This window comes from Curtobacterium sp. RIT-PI-V (genome assembly GCF_025642935.1).
In the GTDB taxonomy this organism is placed as follows: Bacteria; Actinomycetota; Actinomycetes; order Actinomycetales; family Microbacteriaceae; genus Curtobacterium.
In genome coordinates, this window is record NZ_JANZKM010000013.1 from 57,766 (window position 1) to 78,018 (window position 20,253).

Below are 20,253 nucleotides of genomic sequence, written 5' to 3' on the forward strand. Positions count from 1 at the left end.
GCACTCCAGGCTCAGTCCGTGGTTCGCATGAGATTGCTGTGAAGTTATGCGCTCACATTCAGAATGGGCAGTCCGCACTTTGGGGGACACCCCCGTTCGGGGGACGGCCTTCCTGTTAAGTTGCACACCTGTGTGCACGTTATTACGATGGGGTTCGTGACCACTGCTCCCCACCCCGCACGCGCACCCCGCCGCGACGCGACCGAGAACCGGGCGGCCCTCCTCGACGCGGCACGGACCTGCCTGCAGCGCGATCCGGACGCCTCCATCGAGACGATCGCCGCGGCCGCCGGACTCTCGCGCCGCGCGGTGTACGGACATTTCCCGTCACGTGACGACCTCGTGCGCGAGGTCGTGACCTCCGGCGCCGCTCGCATCGCCGCGGCCATGCCGACCACCTCGGACCTGCAGGAGCTGCCGCCGGCCGCCCGACTCGCCGCGATCGCCGTGACCCTCTGGACCGAGGTCTCCCACGTCCGATCCATGGCCCGGGTCGCCGTGCGCAGCCCGTTCGCCGAGCCCGTCGCCGAGGTGTTCGCGCCCCTGCGCGCCCAGGTCCGTCAGGCGTGCACGCTCGGGATCGCCGAGGGCGCCATGCGCGACGACGTCGACCCGGCCACGCTCGGGCGCCTGGTCGAGGGAGCGTGCATCGCCGTCCTCGACGAGGCGACCCGGTCCGGCACCCCGGACGAGGCGGGACGGCGCATGGTGGTGCTGTCGGCGCTCGGCATGGCCGGCATCGACTGGCGCACCGCACTGCTGTCCGAACCCGCGGCCCCGGCCGCCGGCTCCACTGTCTCCCCCGTGAAGGACCCCGCATGACGCTCGAACTGGACCACGTCGGCATCGGCGAGGAGCCCGGCGCGGCACTGCCCGTCGTCTCCGCCGTCGCCGCACCCGGGCGCCCCGGGGTCGTCGCCGTCGAGACCGAGCAGGCCCCCGTGCTCGCCTCGCTCGTCGCCGGCGGCCGGATGCAGCCCGACACCGGGCGGCTGCTGCTCGACGGGCACGAGGACGCCGCCGCCGTGCGCCGCGCCTTCGCCCTCGTCGACACCCCGGGCGTCGCCGAGCCCTTCCCCGTGATGACCGTCAAGCAGATCGTGCGCGAGGAACTCGCCTTCGCCGCACAGCGTCCCTCGCGCGGTCACGTCGACACCGTGCTCGAGGAGCTCGGCCTGGGGCACTACGCGGACACCCCGGTCCAGCGGGTGCCGACTGCTGTGCGGGTGCAGCTGCTCGTCGAGCTCGCCCTGCTCCGCGACGGCGTGACCGGCGTCGTCGTCACGGCACCCGAACGGCACGGCGGCATCGTCGAGGAGTGGTTCGCCGTGCTCCGCGACGTCGCCCGGCGCGGCGTGACCGTCGTCCTCGTGACCTCGAAGGCCGCAGCCGCGACCGTCGAGGCCCTGCTCGACACCATCCAGACGGCCGAGACCATCCAGACGCACGACGACGCCGCGACGCACGTCGCGCTCCCGACCGAGGGTCCCGACGACGCGGCCCTGTCCGACGGAACCGAGCCGGGCCTCCCGTCCGGCCCTTCCGTCACCGCAGAATCCGCAACCGTCCCGACGGAGGCAACCCCGTGACCACCACCTCGCTCGTCCGCGCCGAACTGGCGCGGCTCACCGCGACCCCACTCGCACGACTGGCGTTCATCGCCCTGATGATCGTGCCGCTGCTGTACGGCGGCGCGTACCTGTGGGCAAACCGCGACCCGTACGCCAAGCTCGACCAGATCCCGGCGGCGATCGTCAACCTCGACGCCGGCGCCACCCTCGACGGCGACCAGGTCGACTACGGCACCGACGTCACGAAGGAGGCGATCGACGGCGCCGACTTCAAGTGGACGAAGACCAGCGCCTCGGACGCGCGCTCCGGCGTGCGGAACGGCACCTACGACTTCGTCGTGACGATCCCCCACGACTTCTCCGAGCACCTGGTGTCCGCGCAGTCCGACGACCCGACGCAGGCGAAGCTCGTCATGACGACGGCCGACACGAACTCGTACCTGGCCTCGACGATCGCCGAGCAGGCGGGCAAGACCATGCGCACCGCCGTCGCCGAGCGCGTCGGCAAGCAGGCGGCGAAGACCCTGCTCGTCGGGCTCGCCGACGTCCGCGACAGCCTCGGCGACGCTGTGGACGGTGCCGACCAGCTCGCTTCCGGCACCGCGAAGGCGGACTCGGGGGCCCGTCAGTTGGCGGACGGCACCGGCAAGCTGTCGTCCGGCGCGGCGGAGCTCGCGTCCGGCACGGCGTCGTTGCCCTCCCAGACCGCGCAGCTGGACAGCGGGGCGCAGCAGGTGGCCTCGGGTGCAGCGACGCTCGCCTCGGGCTTGGCGAGCGCGCAGCAGCAGACCGCTTCGCTGCCGTCGCAGACGCAGCAGTTGAACGACGGGGCACAGAAGGTCGCCGCCGGCAACAAGAGGCTCGCCGACCAGATCGACGGGTACAGCTCCGACGTCGACGCGCTGCAGCCGCTCGACGCCCGCACCGTGCTCGCCGGGATCACCGACAACCTGCCCGAGGGCGTCGAACTCACCGAGGAGCAGCAGGCCGCGCTGACCGCCACCGTCACGGATGCCGTCACGCAGGTGAACACCACGGGCGCACAGGCGAAGAAGACCTACGCCACCGCGAAGTCGTCGGTGGACCAGCTCCGCGACGGATCGGCCCAGGTCGCGGCCGGCACCTCGTCGTTGGCGGCCGCGACTCCCGAGCTGTCCGCCGGCATCGCGTCGGCGGCGACCGGGGCGTCCACGCTCTCGTCGGGCGCCTCGCAGGTGGCAGCCGGCACGTCGGCGCTCGCGTCCGCCGCACCCACGCTGTCGTCAGGTGCTTCGTCGCTCGCCACGGGCGCAGCCTCCGCCGACAAGGGTGCTTCGTCGCTCGTCTCCGGCTTGGACAAGCTGAAGACCGGGTCCTCGAAGCTCGCCGCATCGCTCGACGAGGGCCGCACGAAGATCCCCGCGTCGAACGCCTCGGAGCGCGAGTCGCAGGCCTCGGTCATCTCCGACCCGGTGAAGGTCGGGGACGACAACGTCGCAGCCGCGTCGAACTACGGCGCCGGGCTCGCGCCGTTCTTCATCTCGCTCGCAGCCTGGATCGGCATGTACGCGCTGTTCCTGATCCTCAAGCCGATCTCGAAGCGGGCGATCACCGCGGTGCGGAAGCCCCTCGCGGTGGTGTTCGGCGGCTGGCTGACCCCGGCGCTGCTCGGCCTGGTGCAGATGGTCGCGCTGTTCTTCATCGTGCGGTTCGCCCTCGACCTCAACGTGGTGCACGTCGGCGGCACGATCGGCATCATGGTGCTGGCCTCGGCGACCTTCGCGGCGATCATCATGGCGCTCAACGTGCTGCTCGGCTCGGTGGGACAGTTCCTCGGCCTGGTGCTCATGCTCGTGCAGCTCGTCACCGCCGGCGGGACGTTCCCGTGGCAGACGCTGCCGGGACCGTTGGCGGCGCTGCACTTCGCGCTGCCGATGACGTACTCGGTCGACGCGATCCGGCAGACGATGTACGGCGGGAACCTCGGCGCCGCGTGGTCCGACGCGGGCGTGCTGCTCTGCTGGCTGCTCGGGGCGCTGCTCGTGTCCTTCGTGGTCACGGCGCGGCAGACCCGCTCCCGCACGCTGCGCGACCTGCGCCCGAGCCTGATCGGGTAGCGGGCGCGGGGCGCGCGTTCGCCCGCGTTCGCGTTCGCCCGCGTTCGCGTTCGCCCGCGTTCGCCCGCGTTCGCATGGTGCGCAGAAATGGTCGGGTGCCGTCAGGCCACCCGACCATCTCTGCTCACGAAGTGCTGCGCCCGAGGGGCAACGACACCATCTCGCCGCCGAGGAACCGCAGGTCCTCCGGCGGCAGGTCCGCCCGAGCGTCGGGGTCGAGCGCACGGGACGCGTCGTCGCGCGGGACGAAGCCGATCGCTTCGCCCGCGCGCAGGTCGGCCGGCGACCCGGTGTTCCGCGACAGCGCCCACACGACGTGGTGCCCCGGTTCGCGCAGGTCGACGGTCGCGAGCACCAGGCGCGCCAGGTCGTCGGGCGAACTCCACATCAGGAGCGCTCGCGACGACGAGGGCCGCTCGCCGAAGGCCCCGATGCGCGCCGAGATGATCGACATGTCGTACCGGTCGGCGAACAGGCTGCCGAGCAGTTCCATCCCCGCCTTCGTCACGCCGTAGTAGGTGTCCGGCCGCGGCAGTCGATCGCCCGGCACGCTGCCCGGTTCGTCGAGGGGCTCGGGGACCCGGCCGACCGCGTGGATCGAGCTCGCGAGCAGCACCCGGAGCACGCCGTTCGCCGCCGCCCGCTCGAGCACGTTCTTCGTGCCGGTCAGGTTGGCCGCGAGCAGGTCGTCCCACGCGGCCTCGGTCGGGATGCCGGCCAGGTGGACCACGGTGTCGACCCCGGCGAGCGCGTCGTCCAGCGCAGCGGAGTCGCTCACCGAGCCGGAGACGAACCGTTCGCCGGCGGACACCGGGTCGTCGGGCGTCCGTTCGTCGAGCAGGACGAGGTCGTGTCCGGCCGCCAGTAGCCTGGGCCGGAGAGCCGTCCCGATGCGTCCTGCGGCCCCGGTGATGAGCAGCGTCGCCATGCCGCGGACGCTACCCGCGGCGCGCGAGCAGTCCCCTCAGGTGGTCGACCACAGCGTGACCGCCCGTGTCACGCCGCCCGCTACGATCGACGGACGAACCAACGGAGGTCGAAGCGCATCATGGGAGACGGCAAACCCGCGACCATCTACGACGTCGCCGCGCGCGCCGGGGTCTCGAAGTCCCTCGTCTCCCTGGTGCTGCAGCGCTCCCCCCGGGTGAGTGACCAGCGCCGGGCCGCCGTGCTCACGGCGATCCAGGAGCTCGACTACCGGCCATCCACTGCCGCGGTGTCCCTCGCCGGCACCCGCAGCCGCACCGTCGGCGTGGTCCTCGACGACTTCCGGAACCAGTGGTTCGTCGACCTGCTCACCGGGCTGCGCGAGGCCCTGCAGGACCAGGGTCACCGGCTCGTCGTCGCGGACCGGTTCCTCAACACGGGGCTCGACGCGTCACCGGTCGAGGGCTTCCTGTCCATGCGCGTCGAGGGCATCGTCATCGCCGGCGAGCCCGACACCGACCTGGCGATCCCGGCGTCGATGCCGGTCGTCATCGCCGGCGGGCGCGTGTCGATCCCCCGCGCGGACACCGTGGCGAACGACGACCGGGCCGGCGGCGGGATGGCCGCGGAGCACCTGCTCGCGCTGGGTCACACGCGGCTCGGCTTCGTGGGGGCGAGTTCGGCGGCGTCGAAGGAACGCCGCGCAGGGTTCGAGGACGCAGCGGCCGGGGCGCCGACAGCGGGCGCGAGCGTCGCCGTCGTGGTCCTGCCCGGCGAACCCACCGAAGAGGCCGGCTCGCGCGCCCTCGGCACCCTGCTCGACGAGCACCCCGGCGTCACCGCGGTGTTCGCCGCCAACGACGTGATGGCCCTCGGAGCACTGTCCGAACTCGCCGAACGCGGACTCCGGGTCCCTGAGGACGTCTCCGTCATCGGCTACGACGACACCCCGGTCGCCGCCACACGCTACGTCAGCCTGACGAGCATCGACGACCGCAGCGTGGAGATCGGCCGCGGCGCCGGGGAGCGCCTGCTCGCCCGCATCGCCGACCCGGGCCTCGCCGCCACCGAGTCCCTGGTCGAGCCCCGCCTGGTCGCGCGCCGCACCACCGCTCCGCGCTGACGCGGCTGACGGGAGGCCCGCCCTACGTCCGCCCCGCCCGCTTCGTGCGCAGGAATGGTCGGGTCCAGGGCCCGTACCCGACCGTTTCTGCTCAGGAAGCGTCCGGCAACTCCGCGTGCTGCACGATCCACGAGTGCATGACGATCGCGGCCGCCGCCGAGGCGTTGATGCTCCGCGTCGACCCGAACTGCGTGATCTCCAGGTGCCCGGACGCCCCGGCCACGGCTTCGTCGGTGAGCCCGGGGCCCTCCTGTCCGAACAGGAACACGCACCGCTCCGGGATCGCGGCGGTCTCGATGCGCTCGGCACCGGGGGTGTTGTCGATCGCGATCACCGGGCGCTGTTCCTCGGCCATCGCGGCCAGGAACGCCTGCACGTCGGGGTGGTACCGGACGTGCTGGTACCGGTCGGTGACCATCGCGCCGCGCTTGTTCCAGCGCCGCCGCCCGATGATGTGGACCGTGCCGGCCAGGAACGCGTTGGCGCTGCGCACGATCGAGCCGATGTTCAGGTCGTGCTGCCAGTTCTCGATCGCCACGTCGAACGCGTGCCGGCGGGTGTCGAGTTCGGCGACGATGGCGTCCATCGACCAGTACCGGAAGTGGTCGAGCACGTTCCGCGGGTCCCCCGCCGCCAGCAGTTCCGGGTCGAGTCGCGGGTCGTCGGGCCAGGGTTCCGGGTGCGGGCCGACACCGTTCGTCGTCAGTTCGTGCGACGGTTCGGGCGCAGTGGTCACCGCACCAGCGTACGGCGCGGGCGCGCGGGGTCAGGCGCCGCGGGCGACGCGGGACTCGATGCCCGCGATGAGCACGTCGAGGCCCAGCTCGAAGCGGGCGTCGTACGAGTGCTCCCCCAGGATCTGCCCGACGAGCGTGTGCCGCTCGGGGCGCCCGGTGTCGTCGTCGCCCCGGCCGATCTGCACCGAGGTGTGGCCGACGACGAAGTCGTACACGACGAAGAACGTGTACATGGCCTCGACCTCGGGCAGCCCGGCGTCACACAGTGCCCCGACGACCTTCGCCACGACGGCGTCGGACTCGGTGGACACCAGTGCCCCACGGCGGCTGTGCGACTCGAGCACCAGGGGGTGGGTGCGCATCAGGTCGCGGAAGGTCCCCGCGAACACCCGGACGACCGCGTGCCACTCGTCCGGCCAGACGAAGGTGGCGGTGAACTCGTCGACCGTGCGGCGGACGAGCTCGGCGTGCAGGTCGTCGAGGCCGCCGATGGTCCGGTGCACGGTCATCGGCGCGACGCCGAGCCGGACCCCGAGCGCACGGAACGACAGGCGGTCCAGGCCGTCCTCGTTCGCGATCGCCGTCGCGGCGTCGATGACCTGCTCGCGGCTCAGCACGTTCGGCCGTCCACGACGTCGTCGCGGAGCCACCTCGACCAGATCGGGAACCGCGTCCGTGGCCGGCGCGGTGGCGGATCGGGGCGCGGCGGTCGGGGATCCGGGTTCGACGAGCACGGCGGGGTCTCCTTGATTCAGTACGGGTCTCGAAAAGCCTAGGGCAAAGCCGAATGGCGTTCGGTGTCTCGACCATCTCGGGTCCGTCGGCGACGCGCAAGAGCCGATCCGCGCCTCCCGGCCCCTTCGGAGGAACCCGACCGCAGCGACCCGACCGGCGAGCCGGCCCGTCGGCCGTGCGCAGTAGGGTGAGGCCATGGCGACCCGCGACGACGTCGAGTGCTGGCTGACCGACATGGACGGCGTGCTCGTCCACGAGAACCAGGCCCTCCCCGGTGCCCCCGAGCTCATCCAGCAGTGGCTCGACGAGGGCACCGAGTTCCTCGTGCTGACGAACAACTCGATCTTCACGCCGCGTGACCTCAGCGCGCGGCTCCGCTGGTCCGGCATCCACGTCCCCGAGGAGCGCATCTGGACGAGCGCCCTCGCCACGGCCGACTTCTGCAAGTCCCAGATGCCCGGCGGCTCCGCGTTCGTCATCGGCGAGGCCGGCATGACCACCGCCCTGCACGAAGCCGGGTTCATCATGACCGAGACCGCCCCCGACTACGTCGTCGTCGGTGAGACCCGCAACTACTCGTTCGAGGCGATCACCAAGGCCGTCCGACTGATCCGAGACGGCGCCCGCTTCATCGTCACGAACCCCGACGCCACCGGTCCGAGCGCCGAGGGCGTCCTGCCCGCCACGGGTGCGATCGCCGCGATGATCGAGAAGGCGACCGGCAAGCAGCCCTACGTGGTCGGCAAGCCGAACCCGATGATGTTCCGCTCGGCGATGAACCGCATCGGCGCGCACTCCGAGAACACCGGCATGATCGGCGACCGGATGGACACCGACGTGCAGGCCGGCATCGAGGCGGGGCTCCACACCGTCCTCGTGATGACGGGCATCAGCGACCAGGCCGAGATCGACCGCTACCCGTTCCGCCCGAGCGAGGTCATCTCCGGCGTGCACGAGCTCGTCCGCACCGCCCCCTTCGAGGTCGAGCTGTAGCGATGCGCTGGGACCCGTCGCGGTACGCCGCGTTCGCGGACGACCGCGGGCGTCCCTTCCACGACCTGGTCGCGCAGGTCGCGTGGCCGGCCGGTGACGGACAGGAGGCCCCGCGTCGCGTCGTCGACCTGGGCTGCGGTCCCGGGGCCCTCACCGCCACGTTGGCAGCGCGGTGGCGTTCGTCGCCGGTGGTCGGGATCGACAGCTCGGCGGAGATGCTCGCGTCGGCTGCGGCCGACCCCGCTCTGGCGGGCCTGCCGAACCTGTCGTTCGAGCTCGGGGCGATCGAGGACTGGACGCCCGGGCCGACCGACGACGTGGTCGTGACGAACGCGGCGCTGCAGTGGGTGCCGTCACACGGGGCGCTGCTGCCGCGGTGGCTCGACGCGATGCCGTCCGGGTCGTGGTTCGCGATGCAGGTACCGGGCAACTTCGGGTCCCCGTCGCACGCCTTGATGCGGTCGATCGGGGCCTCCGGTCCCTGGGCGTCGGCGCTCGACGGCGTGCTGCGCGAGGACCCGGTGCTCGACCCCGCCGGCTACCTCGGCATCATGCTCGACGCCGGTTTCACGGCCCGCGCGTGGGAGACGACCTACGCGCAGCTGCTGCCGGGCGAGGACCCGGTGCTCGACTGGGTACGCGGCACCGGGCTGCGACCGGCACTGGCGGCGCTCGACGCCGCCGACCCGACCGGTGCGCTGACGGCGGAGTACGTCGAGCGGTACCGGGCGGCGCTGCGCGAGGCGTACCCGGCGAGCACCCACGGCACCGTGTACCCGTTCCGCCGCGTCTTCGCCGTCGGCCGCAAGCCCTGAGGGGTCAGCGGCGGGTCACTCGACGGTGACGAGGGTGCCGAGCGGCAGTGCGTTCACCGCGGCGACGGCATCGGCGTCGAGCCGGACGCAGCCGTGCGACACCGTGCCCGAGGTCGTGGCGTTCCAGTGCAGGCCGATCAGCCCGCCGTCGTGGCCGCCGTACGGCTCGTCGGCGGCCCCCGAGTGCAACGACGTGAGCTGGATCGGGTGGTCCCCCGTACCCTGGGCCGGGTCGACGTAGCGCTGTTCGAGGTACCCGGTCACGTCCGTCGGCGTCGGGGTGTCCGCCGTGCCGACTCCGGCGTCGAAGCGCTGCAGGGTCGTGCCGGCCGCGTTCACGACGGACACGGTCTGGTCGGTCGTCGAGATCACGATCCGGGAGCGCGGTGTCGCCGTCTCCCGGAGCGCGCGGACCGGCACCCACGCCGCGGTCTGCGCGGCGGCGCCGGTGGTCCCCGCGGCTGACGGCAACTGCTGGCGGGCAGGGGTGAGGACGAGCTCCCAGTCGCCGTCGCGTTCGACCCCGACGACGGTGGTCGGTCGCCGCAGGAAGTCCTGCGCGGCGAGACGGGCGACCGGGCGGTCGCGGTGGGCACCGAACAGGGGTGCGTCCGCGGTCAGGTGGAACACGGTGTCCGACCGCACGGTGCGGTCGAAGGGCATCAGGCCGGCGATGACGGCGGAGTACTGCGCTTCCGGCAGCTTCGCGACCGCGGCGGCGTCGACGTGCGGGACCGCGGGCGCGGCGCTGGCCGGTGCCGTGGCCGGGGTCGTCACCGGTGCGGCGGCGGTGCGGTCGCTGCCGAGGAGCGCGGTCGTGACGAGCCCGGCCGCGGCGAGCACGGCGAGTGCGGCACCGGCGGTGGTCCAGATGGTGCGCGTGTGCATGACGTGGCTCCGAGGAGGGTGGAGAGCGGGGAGGGCGGAGAGCGGTGGGGCCGGTGCCCGCGGGTGCGGGCACCGGCCGGTCGCATCTGTGGTGCGGTGATGCGAGCGGGTCAGCCGCTGACGACCGGCAGGTGGATGCCGGTGCCGCCCGTGGTCGCGCCGGGGTCGGTCGCCACGCCGGTGCCCGTGCCCGTCCCGCCGGTCGCCGCCGCCGCCGGGGTGACGGTGATGGCGAGTGGTGCGGCCAGCACCGAGTCGCCCGTGCTGGCGACCAGGTCGACCGTGTGCGCACCGGTGGCGGTGCCGGCGGGGATCGTCACGGTGCCGGCGACCGTGCCGTCGGCAGCGACGGTCAGGGTGCCCACCGTGACGGGGTCGGAGTGCAGGACGACGGACAGCGTCGCACCGGCGGTGAAGCCCGTGCCCGCCAGCGCCAGCTTCGACCCCGCTGCGACCGACGAACCGTGCGGCGCGGTGAGGACACCGGTCAGCACCCGCGCGGTGCCGCCGGTCGACAGGACCTTGACGGCGCCGTTCGAGGCGACCGCCACGGTCGCGCTCGTCGCTGCGGCGAGGTCGAGTCGCTCCCACGAGCCGTTCGCCGTGCCGGTCTGGTCGAGCGGGTAGCCCGAGTCGATCTCCGTCTGGGCGAGCACCGACGTGCGCTGGGCGTCCGTCAGCGTCGGGAACGTGGTGCGGAGCAGGTTCTCCGCGCCGGCGGGGACGGACGGCGCCTGGCCGGCGGTCCCGGTCTTCGCGAAACCGTAGGTCATGCGCTCCTGGTAGACCCGCACGGCCGAGGCGCGGTCGGTGACGACCTGGGCGGTTCCGCCGGGGATCGCCTTCCCGCCGTAGGGGTTGTTCGTGTAGGGCTGCTCCTTCGCGATGCAGTTCGCCAGGGTGTCGCCGCACTGCTGCTCGAGGTACTGCACGAGCTCGGCGCGAGCGGGCTCGAGCACGTCGGTGCGGTACTGGGTGTCGGACCAGCGGGCTGCGAGGGCGGCTTCGCCGTCGATGCGCCCACCCATGATGTCGAGCGGGTAGTGCACGCCGAGCACGATGCGGTCGTTGCCGTTCTCCGACGTGCGGGCGAGGATCTCCGGCGCGAGCTCGGGGACGAGCGTCGCCAGGGTGATGCCGGCCTGGTACGCCGTGGTGGTGTGTCCGCTGGGGTACGAGCCGCCGGTGCAGATGCCCGCGGTGCCGTAGCCGGGGTCGAGGACGACGTCGTTCGGCGAGAACTCGTGCGTGGTGTCCGTGGCGACCGGGACGCGGGTGATGTCGAGTGTGCCGTCGGCCGATGCCCACGCCTTGCCGGCGCGGTTGGCGGAGACCGACGAGGCGTTCACCGTCGCGGGGGCGCAGCCGGTCTGGTCGTCGGTCGCGGGGAGCGTCGCGGTGGTGGTCGCGGGCAGGTAGGGGCGCGGGTAGCTGTAGTGGGCCTTCGCGGTACCGGTGCTCACGTACGCGCCGGTGCTGCCGTTCGAGCTGTTGATGACCGCGCTCGTCAACGGCAGGGCGCCGTCGAGCCGGCCCTGCACGTACGCCTTCTCGAGCACGTCGCCGAGCCCCTGCGCGACCGTGGAGGACTGGTCGTAGGCGGTGTTCGTGGCGTTCTGGTACTCGGAGTCCTGCAGCGCGGTGAACTGCTGCGCCGCGGTGGCGTTCTGGTTGATCCACGAGGTCAGCTGGTCGTTCTTCGCCAGCGTGGTCGGGTCGACGACGGTGCCGTGCAGGTCGTTGGCGCCGCTCGATGTCCAGAACTGGTCGTACCCGCTCAGCAGCGAGACGAGGTCGGGCTTGGCGGAGTCGCTCGGGTACGTCGTGGCCGCCTGGGCGACGAGGGGTGTCCCGAGCACGAGTGCGGTCGCGGCGACGGCGACGGTCACCCCGCGGACAGCGGTTCTGCGCATGTGTGGTGGCCGCCCGGGGACCGAGCGGCGCTCCTCTCTTGGTACCGACTTGGAATCACCACGACGGTAGGGAGAGGCGGTTGCCAGCGCGCGAACGGGGGTCTACCGCGAGGTGAACCGGACCGCAGGCTGTGCGGGTTCGAAGCCACGGGCCTCCAGGGCGAACGCCGCCATCGGCGGCACCGAACGCCACCGCTTCGCAAGGCGACGCGGACGGTCGTCGCGCCACGCGACCATGCCGCCCGCGACGATCCCGAACGCCAGCACCAGGAACGAGAACAGGCCGATCAGCCCGAGGCCCACGAGCCGACCGGTGTCCGACGGATCAGCGGTCGCGGAGTACCCGATCGACCCGAAGTCCCAGAACGCGTGCAGCAGCACCGGCACGAGCAGTGACCCGGTGACCCGGCGAGCGACGTAGAGCGTGGAGCCGAACGACGCCGCGAAGGCGACCTGGACCAGCGTCGGTCCGATGCCGGCCCCGGCGAGCGCGTTGAGCAGGTGCAGCAGCCCGAACAGCACGCACGACAGCGCCCACACGCCGAACTCGGGCACCCGGCGCCGGAGCCCGACCAGCAGCGTGCCCCGGGCCATCAGCTCCTCGAACACCCCGACGAACAGCACCCCGACGGTGAGCAGCAGGAAGTAGCGCACGGGCAACGCTGCCCAGTCGATGAACGGCAGGCGCACCACGCACACCACCAGGACCAGAGCCGGAGCCAGCGCCGACCAGCGCAGCGGTGTCCGGGTGCGGTCGACGGTCGCGATCCGCCACCACCCGAGTCCCGTGACGACCACGGCGAGCGCGACGGCGGCGATGCCCTCGGGGACGACCAACGACCGGACGACGCTGTCCACCGTCTGGCCGAGGGTCGGGTAGTCGTCGCTCGGGCGCGACCGCCACGCACTGATCGCCGCGAACACCACGAGCGGCGCGAGGCCGATGAGCAGCGAGGGCGGGACCGGCCAGCGGCGGCGACGGGGTTGGTGCACGTCCCGGTTGTACCAGTGCAGCCGTACGATTGGCGGTATGCGCCTGCCCTCGTTGTCGACCATGGCCGAGGACTACGTCAAGCTCATCTGGAAGGCCGGGGAACGCGGCGGCGCCGGACTGGCCACGCGGGACATCGCGGCGACGCTGAAGGTGTCGGCCTCGACGGTGTCCGGCAACCTCAAGAAGCTCGACCGCGACGGCCTCATCGAGCACACCCCCTACTACGGTGTCGTGCTCACCCCGCTCGGGCACCAGGTCGCCGTGGCGATGGTCCGGCGGCACCGGCTGATCGAGTCGTTCCTGGTGTCCCGCCTCGGTTACACGTGGGACGAGGTCCACACCGAGGCCGAGGCGCTCGAGCACGCGGTGTCGGAGCGGTTCCTCGACCGGGTCGACGCCGACCTGGGGCACCCGACCCACGACCCCCACGGCGACCCGATCCCCGCCGCGGACGGCACCGTACCCGCCACGCTCGGTGTCCTGCTCGGCGCGATCGAGCCCGGTGCGTGCGGCACGGTCGACCGGGTGTCGGACGACGACCCCTCGTTGCTGCGGTACTTCGACGAGCTCGGGGTCGGTCTCGGCACCCACCTGCGGGTCGAGCGGGTGCGGGACTACGCCGGCGTCATCGCGGTCTCCCGACGTGGGGCCGACGGCGCCGAGGCGCTCGTCGACCTGCCCGCCGCTGCCGCGACCGCGATCTGGCTCGCTCCCGACGCCGACTGACGAGGGCGCGGGCGCGATGTCCGCGTCCGCCGCGCCCGCCCGCGCCCGTTGAGGTTCCGAGATCTCGGAACCTCGGCGCGCTCAGGGCTCGCGCGTGGAACCTCGGCGACGAACCGACGGCGTGTTGTGGAACCTCACGCGAGCGCGGCAGCCGACTCCAGCCGATCCCAGCCGATCCCGGTCCGCCCTGGTCCGCCCCGCCCCGTGGCGGACGGGAGGCCCGTGGCGGCGTCGCCACGGGCCTCCCGTCCGTCAGGTGGTGACGTCCACGGCCGCGCTCACCCCTTGGCGGACCGGGTGCGGCCGAGCGCCACCTCGCGCCGAGCCCGCTCGAGGGCGAGCGCGGACGCCGCGTCCGGGTCGTGCAACAGCCGCTCCGTGTCGGCGGCGTGTTCCCGCACGGCCTCGGAGCCCCGGTCGGCAGCCGCCCTGAGCACCGGCACCACTGTCTCCTCGCCCAACCCCACCAGTGCCCGCGACAGGCTGAGCCGCCGTTCGCGCGGGCCGACCCCGAGCTGCACCGCGAGCGTCCGGGCCAGGTCGGCCCGCTCGTCGTCGGGCACGAGTGCGACGGCGGTCCGCCAGGCGGCGCGGAGCACCTCGTCGTCGTGGTCCGCGAGCAGTGGGCGCACCGATGGCCAGGCCGACGGGTCGCCGACCTTCGACAGGGTGTGCAACGCCTGGCTGCGGGCCTGCGGCTCGGAACGGGTGAGCGACGGGACCACCCGCCCGACGACGTCGGTCGACGGGTGCCGGGTCAGCGCCCAGGTGAGCATGTCGCGGACGAAGAAGTCCGGCTCGACGGCGCACTGTTCGACGAGCACGTCGAGGTCGGCCGCGTCCGGGGTGGTCCCGGCGGCCATCACGGCCTGCAGCCGAACCGAGGAACGGGGGTCGGCGAGGGCATCGGTGAGCGCGGTCATGGGTCCATGCAACCCGCTGCCACCGGGGCCGTGTCAAGCCTCGGGGCATAGCGTCGGCCGAGGAGCGGCTCACATCGAGGACTGCGCGCCCGACCACGAAAGGACCCCCGTATGCCCCGCATCGGTACCAGCGACCTCCACGTGTTCCCCCTCGCCCTCGGCGGCAACGTCTTCGGGTGGACGGCGGACGAGTCGACCTCCCACCAGGTCCTCGACGCCTACACCGCGGCGGGCGGCGACTTCATCGACACCGCCGACGTGTACTCCGCGTGGGCTCCCGGCAACGAGGGCGGCGAGTCCGAGCGGGTGATCGGTTCGTGGCTCGCGGCCTCGGGCAAGCGTGACGACGTCGTCATCGCCACGAAGGGCTCGCAGCACCCGCAGTTCCAGGGCCTCGGCGCGGACACCGTCGCCGCTGCCGCCCGTGCCAGCCTGCAGCGCCTCGGCACCGACCGGATCGACCTGTACTACGCGCACTTCGACGACCAGTCGACCCCGCTCGAGGAGACCGTCCGCGCCTTCGACCAGCTCGTGAAGGACGGCATCGTCCGCTACACCGCGATCTCGAACTACTCGAAGGACCGCGCCGAGGAGTGGATCCGCATCGCGACCGAGAACGGCCTCGCGCAGCCGGTCGCGATCCAGCCGCACTACAACCTCGTCACCCGCCAGCCGTACGAGTCCGAGATCGCCCCGCTCGCCCACGCGCACGGCCTCGGCGTCGTGCCGTACTTCGCACTCGCCGCCGGGTTCCTGACCGGCAAGTACCGCTCGAAGGAGGACTTCGCCGGCAAGGACCGCGAGGGCCAGGTCTCGGGGTACTTCAACGACGAGGGGCTCGCCGTGGTCGACGCCCTGTCCACCATCGCGGAGGCCCGTGGCACCGAGCTCGCGACCGTCGCCCTGGCGTGGCTCCAGGCGCAGCCCGACGTCGTCGCGCCGATCGCCAGCGCGCGCAACACCGAGCAGCTGCCGGCGCTGCTGGCCTCGGCGGAGCTCGAGCTCAGCGCCGACGAGCTGCAGACCCTGTCCGACGTGTCGGCGAAGGTCCCCGCGGCCGCCTGACCCGCGCCTGCCTCGACCCCGAACGACATCCTCGACGTCGCACGACGTCGGGGATGTCGTTCGTTGCACACGCGGGCATCACCGGCGCGCAACGAGCGACGAGATCGATGTCGTACGACGTCGACGGTGTCGTTCCACGTCGACCGCCGCAGCAGCAGCCGCAGCCGCAGCCAGCCAGCCGCCCTACGCCCCCGGGGCCAACGACGCCGTGAGTTCCTGTCCCGACGACCGCGTCACGAAGCACGAGATGAACCGATCGCCCTGGTCCCACGTCGCCTGGTCCGGAGCGTACGACCCCTGCACCTGCACGTCCCCGACGGCCGCAGCCGCCGAGGCGTTCAGGGCCGCGTCCGACTGGCACTGGTCGGCGGCCTGCGTCGCGAGGGCCTCGGCCCCCGGGTACGCATCCCCGTCGACGGCGATCCGTGCGGTGAGCTGCCCGATGTGCGGCGTCGCGCAGTCGACGACCGTGAAGCTCTGCGCCCAGGCGTTGGTGAACGGCGACAGGCACTCCCCGCCGGCCAGGTCGGTCCAGGCGTGCTCGCCCGGCAGCGCGGGCGTGGTGGCGAACTGGAGCGTGGCAGCCGGAGCAGCGGCGTCCGAGGGAGAGGCAGCGGCAGAAGCAGATGCAGCAGCCGAAGGAGTCGCCGGAGCCGATGACGCTGCCGCCGGGGACTTCTTCGGCGCAATCTCCTGGTCGGAGATGTTGTTGCCGCGGATCCACGTCGTCAGCAGGAACACCAGGGCGATGAGCACGACGATCAGGGCGATCGAGCCGTAGACGAGCAGCTGCTTGCCGCGCTTGCCCTCGCTCCGCAGGCGCGCCGCGCCCTGGTTGATGAAGTTGTCGCGCTCGACCGGCTGGCCGGACGGAGCGGGAGCAGGCGACGAGGCACCGGCACCGGCACCGGCAGCAGCCGACGGCAGCGCTGCGGCCGGCATCATCCGCGTCCCGGTGTCCTCCGGGTCGTAGCCCGTGCCGCCGAGTTGCCCGACGGCCTCGGTGCCGAACAGGTCCTTGATCGCACTCGTGTCGCTGGTCTCGCGGCCGTCCCACTCGGTCTGGTCCAGGTCGTCCGGCGCAACGGCCGGCAACGCCGTGGGCTGCGCCCCCGTGTCGTCGCCGCGCAGGCCGAGGACGGCGTCCAGGTCCTGCCCCACCGCGGGCGGCAGGTGCACTGGGGACGCGGGCGACGCAGCGGGCTCGACGAGCGGCGGAGCAGCGGCGGCCGGCAGCGCTGTGGTCGCCGCGTCCTCCGGGAGGCCCGTCCCCGACTCCGCCCCGTCACCGGCGGTGGGCTCCGGACGGACGTCCAGTGCCTCGGTCGGCGCCGCAGGAGCAGGAGCGGCAGCAGCAGGAGCGGCAGCGGCAGCGGCAGCAACGGCAGCGGGCGGCACGACGGCTGGCGGGACGGCACCCGGCACCGCCGGCGGCACCGGGAACGTCCGCGGCGCCTGCGGCACCCCGTCGGCCGGGGTGTCGACCTCGCCCGAGACGACCTCGGCGTCGGCATCGGCATCGGCATCGGCATCGGCAACGAGGTCGGCGTCGTCCGCCAGCGACCACGAGCCGCTGCCACCGAGCGCCGTCGTGTCGAACGAGTCACCGGTCAGGGCCGTCGGGACCTCGCCGGTCTCGTCGTCGCGGATGGCCCAGTCGAACGGTCGGTCCGGTCCGGCTCCCTGCGTGGGCACGGGACCCGTTCCGGCGATGCGGAGCAGGTCGGTGAAGCTCGGCGGCTCCTCGGACGGGGGCAGCACGTTCTCGACACCGAGCGGCTGGTGGGCGACGGGTCCGGTCGGCGGGACGGGCGCGCCGGAACCGGTTGCACGGCCGAGCCAGTCGACGTCGGCACGGCCCTCGCCGAACGGGTCGGTGCGGCGACGTTCGTCCTCGATGGCCTTCGACGCCGCGGCGCGCTCGTCGCGGTGGGTCTGCGCGGTGGGCAGCACGATCGACGAGGGGTGCGGCGCTGTGGGGTTCGGCGGCACGACGGCGGCCGGCGGGATGCGGTCGTGCAGGGTGGAGCGCTCGTACTCGGCGGCGGCGTCCGGGCTCTCGGACGGAGCTGACAGCTGCTCGGGCATCGAGATGGCCTGCGTCGCGCCGTCGTCCAGCACCGGAGCGGCCGGAGCAGGCACCGCCGCAGCCGCGGGTGCCTCGGGCTCCGGTGCCGACGCCTCGAACGGCTCCGGCAGCGGGGCGCCCGTCTCAAGTGCGGTGCGCTCGGCTTCGCGGCGCTCCCGTCGCGAGGGCCAGTCCTCCTCGCCCCGCGGGGCGCCGAAGATGTCCGCGGCGCTGCGGAGACCGTGGAACGGAGCGTCCGGGTCGGACGCGCGCCGGGCCTCCTGGCCCTCGACCCCGTCGGCACCGTCGGCCGCTGCTGCGGGGCCGGCCGTGTCCTCGGGGTCGCGCGCGTCGTCCGGACGCTCCCCGCTCACGCGGTCAGCCCCAGATCAGCCAACCCGATGGCCGCGAAGTAGGGGTACCCGGCTGCCTCGATGGTCTCCTTAGCGCCGGTGTCGCGGTCGACGACGACCGCGACGGCGGCGATGATCGCGCCCTCACGCTCGAGCGCTTCGGCCGCCTTGAGCGGCGATCCGCCCGTGGTGGAGGTGTCCTCGAGCACGACGACACGCTTGCCCCTGAGGTCAGGGCCCTCGACCTGCTTGCCGCGGCCGTGGTCCTTGGGCTCCTTGCGGACGACGAAGGCGTCGTAGGTCAGGCCCTGTGCGGCGGCCTGGTGCAGCACGGCGCTGGCGATGGGGTCGGCGCCCATGGTCAGTCCGCCGACAGCCGAGACGTCCGGCACCTGCTGCACGAGCTCGGTCATGACCTGGCCGATCAGCGGCGCGACCCGGTGGTCCAGGCTGACCTTCCGCAGGTCGATGTAGTACGTCGCCTTCTTCCCGCTGGTCAGGGTGAAGTCGCCGTGGAACACCGCTTCGGAGGAGATGTACTGGATCAACTGTTCGCGCGCGTCGGTCACAGCGCACAAGGGTAGCCGGTCGGACTCGCAGCGCGCTCCCCCGTCCTGTGGGGTCGTCCCGAGCAGCGCTCGGTACGCTCCGGGACATGCCCCGAGCACCGCGTCGCTCCGCCGTGGCGCCGGCTCCGTCCGGCGGCCATCGGTCCGGCGGCGTGGCCGGGGCGATCGGACGGGAGGCCCTGGGCGCCCTGGTCGCGCTGGCCCTGGCCGTCATCGCCCTCCGCCACGTCGTCGCCACGGAACGGGTCGCCCTGCTCTGGTACGACGGCGACTCGGTGCTGCTGCCCCTGGTGCACCGGTCGATGCAGCTCGGGCAGCCGTTCGAGTGGGCGATGTCCCCGGCGCTGTTCTTCTTCCCCGAGTTGCCGGTCTACCTGCTCTGCGCCGTCGTCACGGGGACCCCGCAGCAGGCCCTGGCGCTGAACGGGGTGCTCGTCCTGCTGGCCGTGTACGCACTGGTGCGGGCTGCCGCGAACGAGCTCATGCCGTCGGCCGGACGAGCGGCCCGCATCACGGTGTCGGCGGCGAGCGTGGCGTTCGTGACCCTGCTGGTGCTGACGGAGTCGTCGGGCACCGCGACGTCGCTCGAGCTGGCGTCCCTGCTGCTGACCACGACGTACTACTACGGCGTGGTGCTGGCGATGCTCGGCACCGCGGTGCTCGTGCTCCGCGCCGTGCGGGTCGGGCGGGCATCCGTCGTCGTGCTCGTGGTGCTCGGGCTGGTGGCGCTCTGCACGACCGCGTCGAACCCGCTGTACGTCCCGTGGTCCGCCGCACCCGTGGTGGTGACGCTCGTGCTGCTGGCGGCGGTGCGCCGGGTGCCGTGGCGTCCAGCGCTGCTGCTGTCCGGCACCGTGGCGGCCGGGTCGTTGCTCGGGTACCTGGTCCGGATCCCGCTGCGGCCCTTCGTGTCGCTCGACCCGTCCACCTACGTCCAGCCGTCGCGCGCGGTGGAGACCCTGCAGTTCTTCGCGGCGCTGACCGACGTGCGGGCCGGCACGGCAGCGGGCGACGCCGGGCTGCTCCTGATGTTCGTCGGCGTGCTCGTCACCGTCGGCGGCACGGTGTGGGCCTGGCGGGTCCGGACCGCGCGCACCGTGCTCGTCGCGACCGCGCTGCCCCTGGTGACGGTGGTCGCGGCGTCGATCGGGGTCGTCCTCGTCGGGTCGGAGACGCCGCGGTACCTCGAGCCCGTCGTCACCGCACCGCTGCTGGCGCTCGTCGCGGTGGCCGAACTCACGCGCACCGCGGTCCGCCGCACCCGCGTGCACCGGCCGTTCCGCGGGGTCCGCGCCACCGTCGCGATCGCCGCCGTCACCGTCCTCGCCGCCGGGGTCGCCACCGCACCGAGCACCGCGCACGCCGTCGCCACCGCCCGGTACACGCCGTCGTCCTGCCTGGACCGCTGGGCGGACGGACGATCGGTCACCGGGGTCGGCCAGTTCTGGACGGTGCGGCCGCTCGCCACGTACTCCGCGACGAACGTGCAGCTGCTGCAGGTCCGCGACACCTTCGACACGTACCCGTGGCTCGTCGACCTCGGGGCCTACCGTGACGCCGACCCGACGTTCGTGGTGGTCGGGTCGCACGACCTGTGGACCACCGCGGTCGAGGACTCGCTCGGTGCCCCGGCGACGATCACGCACTGCACGGGGTTCGACGTCTACGACTACGCGGGGACCTCCGGCGCGGACGTCCTCCGGCGCGACGTGGTCGGCAGTGCCGACGAGATCCGCCAGGAGCGCGGGTTCTAGGAG

18 protein-coding genes are annotated in these 20,253 nt (G+C 72.9%); 9 read left to right on the forward strand and 9 right to left on the reverse strand.

The features are described 5' to 3' along the window. Window positions 1-156: 156 nt before the first annotated feature. From OGL88_RS09825 to OGL88_RS09835, 3 genes are read left to right on the forward strand one after another with little or no spacing between them, the layout of a single operon-like run. Complete coding sequence (locus tag OGL88_RS09825; RefSeq protein ID WP_263091227.1) at window positions 157-822, forward strand: TetR/AcrR family transcriptional regulator; 666 nt, start codon at window positions 157-159, stop codon at window positions 820-822. Further along, window positions 819-1,589 (forward strand): hypothetical protein, encoded by a 771-nt coding sequence (locus tag OGL88_RS09830; RefSeq protein WP_263055167.1) that lies wholly within the window; start codon window positions 819-821, stop codon window positions 1,587-1,589. Before OGL88_RS09825 ends, OGL88_RS09830 begins: the two co-directional genes overlap by 4 nt. Further along, window positions 1,586-3,667, forward strand: a complete 2,082-nt coding sequence (locus OGL88_RS09835; RefSeq protein ID WP_205463849.1) for a YhgE/Pip family protein — start codon at window positions 1,586-1,588, stop codon at window positions 3,665-3,667. The genes OGL88_RS09830 and OGL88_RS09835 overlap by 4 nt, the downstream gene beginning before the upstream one ends. A 124-nt stretch (window positions 3,668-3,791) precedes the next feature. On the opposite strand, the gene OGL88_RS09840 is transcribed toward OGL88_RS09835, so the two are convergent. Next, a complete protein-coding gene (locus OGL88_RS09840) occupies window positions 3,792-4,595 on the reverse strand; it encodes an NAD-dependent epimerase/dehydratase family protein (RefSeq protein ID WP_263055168.1) in 804 nt (267 codons plus the stop codon). A 120-nt stretch (window positions 4,596-4,715) separates the two neighbouring features. On the opposite strand from OGL88_RS09840, the gene OGL88_RS09845 reads away from it, so the two are divergent. Next, window positions 4,716-5,717, forward strand: a complete 1,002-nt coding sequence (locus OGL88_RS09845; RefSeq protein WP_263091228.1) for a LacI family DNA-binding transcriptional regulator — start codon at window positions 4,716-4,718, stop codon at window positions 5,715-5,717. Between the two features lie 91 nt (window positions 5,718-5,808). Here the strand turns inward: OGL88_RS09845 and OGL88_RS09850 are convergent, their stop codons facing one another. Next, the gene (locus tag OGL88_RS09850) at window positions 5,809-6,453 is read right to left on the reverse strand and encodes a TrmH family RNA methyltransferase (protein ID WP_263091229.1); all 645 of its coding nucleotides are present in this window, start codon (window positions 6,451-6,453) and stop codon (window positions 5,809-5,811) included. 30 nt (window positions 6,454-6,483) lie between these two features. Continuing rightward, window positions 6,484-7,188: a TetR/AcrR family transcriptional regulator gene (locus tag OGL88_RS09855; protein ID WP_205463844.1), complete on the reverse strand. Its 705-nt coding sequence runs from the start codon at window positions 7,186-7,188 to the stop codon at window positions 6,484-6,486. A gap of 196 nt (window positions 7,189-7,384) precedes the next feature. Here OGL88_RS09855 and OGL88_RS09860 point away from each other — a divergent pair, with 196 nt between their 5' ends. After that, window positions 7,385-8,182: an HAD-IIA family hydrolase gene (locus tag OGL88_RS09860; protein WP_123310397.1), complete on the forward strand. Its 798-nt coding sequence runs from the start codon at window positions 7,385-7,387 to the stop codon at window positions 8,180-8,182. A gap of 2 nt (window positions 8,183-8,184) precedes the next feature. Beyond that, entirely contained in the window at window positions 8,185-8,997 is an 813-nt protein-coding gene (locus tag OGL88_RS09865; protein WP_263091230.1) for a methyltransferase domain-containing protein, read from the forward strand. A gap of 15 nt (window positions 8,998-9,012) precedes the next feature. Here OGL88_RS09865 and OGL88_RS09870 read toward each other — a convergent pair whose 3' ends face one another. From OGL88_RS09870 to OGL88_RS09880, 3 genes are all read right to left on the reverse strand, one after another. Continuing rightward, complete coding sequence (locus OGL88_RS09870) at window positions 9,013-9,885, reverse strand: L,D-transpeptidase family protein (RefSeq protein WP_263091231.1); 873 nt, start codon at window positions 9,883-9,885, stop codon at window positions 9,013-9,015. A gap of 110 nt (window positions 9,886-9,995) precedes the next feature. Further along, entirely contained in the window at window positions 9,996-11,798 is a 1,803-nt protein-coding gene (locus tag OGL88_RS09875) for a phosphatase PAP2 family protein (RefSeq protein WP_263091232.1), read from the reverse strand. A gap of 102 nt (window positions 11,799-11,900) precedes the next feature. Beyond that, a complete protein-coding gene (locus OGL88_RS09880) occupies window positions 11,901-12,791 on the reverse strand; it encodes a CPBP family intramembrane glutamic endopeptidase (RefSeq protein ID WP_263091233.1) in 891 nt (296 codons plus the stop codon). 37 nt (window positions 12,792-12,828) lie between these two features. On the opposite strand from OGL88_RS09880, the gene OGL88_RS09885 reads away from it, so the two are divergent. Further along, on the forward strand, window positions 12,829-13,518 hold the full coding sequence (locus OGL88_RS09885) for a metal-dependent transcriptional regulator (protein ID WP_205463836.1): 690 nt from the start codon (window positions 12,829-12,831) through the stop codon (window positions 13,516-13,518). Window positions 13,519-13,796: 278 nt separating this feature from the next. Here the strand turns inward: OGL88_RS09885 and OGL88_RS09890 are convergent, their stop codons facing one another. Beyond that, a complete protein-coding gene (locus tag OGL88_RS09890) occupies window positions 13,797-14,441 on the reverse strand; it encodes a HEAT repeat domain-containing protein (protein ID WP_263091234.1) in 645 nt (214 codons plus the stop codon). Window positions 14,442-14,552: 111 nt separating this feature from the next. Between OGL88_RS09890 and OGL88_RS09895 the strand changes: the two genes are divergently transcribed. Beyond that, window positions 14,553-15,506: an aldo/keto reductase gene (locus OGL88_RS09895; RefSeq protein ID WP_205463834.1), complete on the forward strand. Its 954-nt coding sequence runs from the start codon at window positions 14,553-14,555 to the stop codon at window positions 15,504-15,506. Between the two features lie 183 nt (window positions 15,507-15,689). Here OGL88_RS09895 and OGL88_RS18015 read toward each other — a convergent pair whose 3' ends face one another. Both OGL88_RS18015 and pyrE read right to left on the reverse strand, forming a co-directional pair. Continuing rightward, a complete protein-coding gene (locus OGL88_RS18015) occupies window positions 15,690-17,948 on the reverse strand; it encodes a septum formation family protein (protein WP_263091235.1) in 2,259 nt (752 codons plus the stop codon). Further along, on the reverse strand, window positions 17,945-18,496 hold the full coding sequence (gene pyrE, locus OGL88_RS09905; RefSeq protein WP_111086163.1) for an orotate phosphoribosyltransferase: 552 nt from the start codon (window positions 18,494-18,496) through the stop codon (window positions 17,945-17,947). The genes OGL88_RS18015 and pyrE overlap by 4 nt, the downstream gene beginning before the upstream one ends. Window positions 18,497-18,582: 86 nt before the next feature. On the opposite strand from pyrE, the gene OGL88_RS09910 reads away from it, so the two are divergent. After that, window positions 18,583-20,250, forward strand: coding sequence for a hypothetical protein (locus OGL88_RS09910; protein ID WP_263091236.1), 1,668 nt, complete (start codon window positions 18,583-18,585; stop codon window positions 20,248-20,250). The last annotated feature ends 3 nt before the right edge of the window (window positions 20,251-20,253 follow it).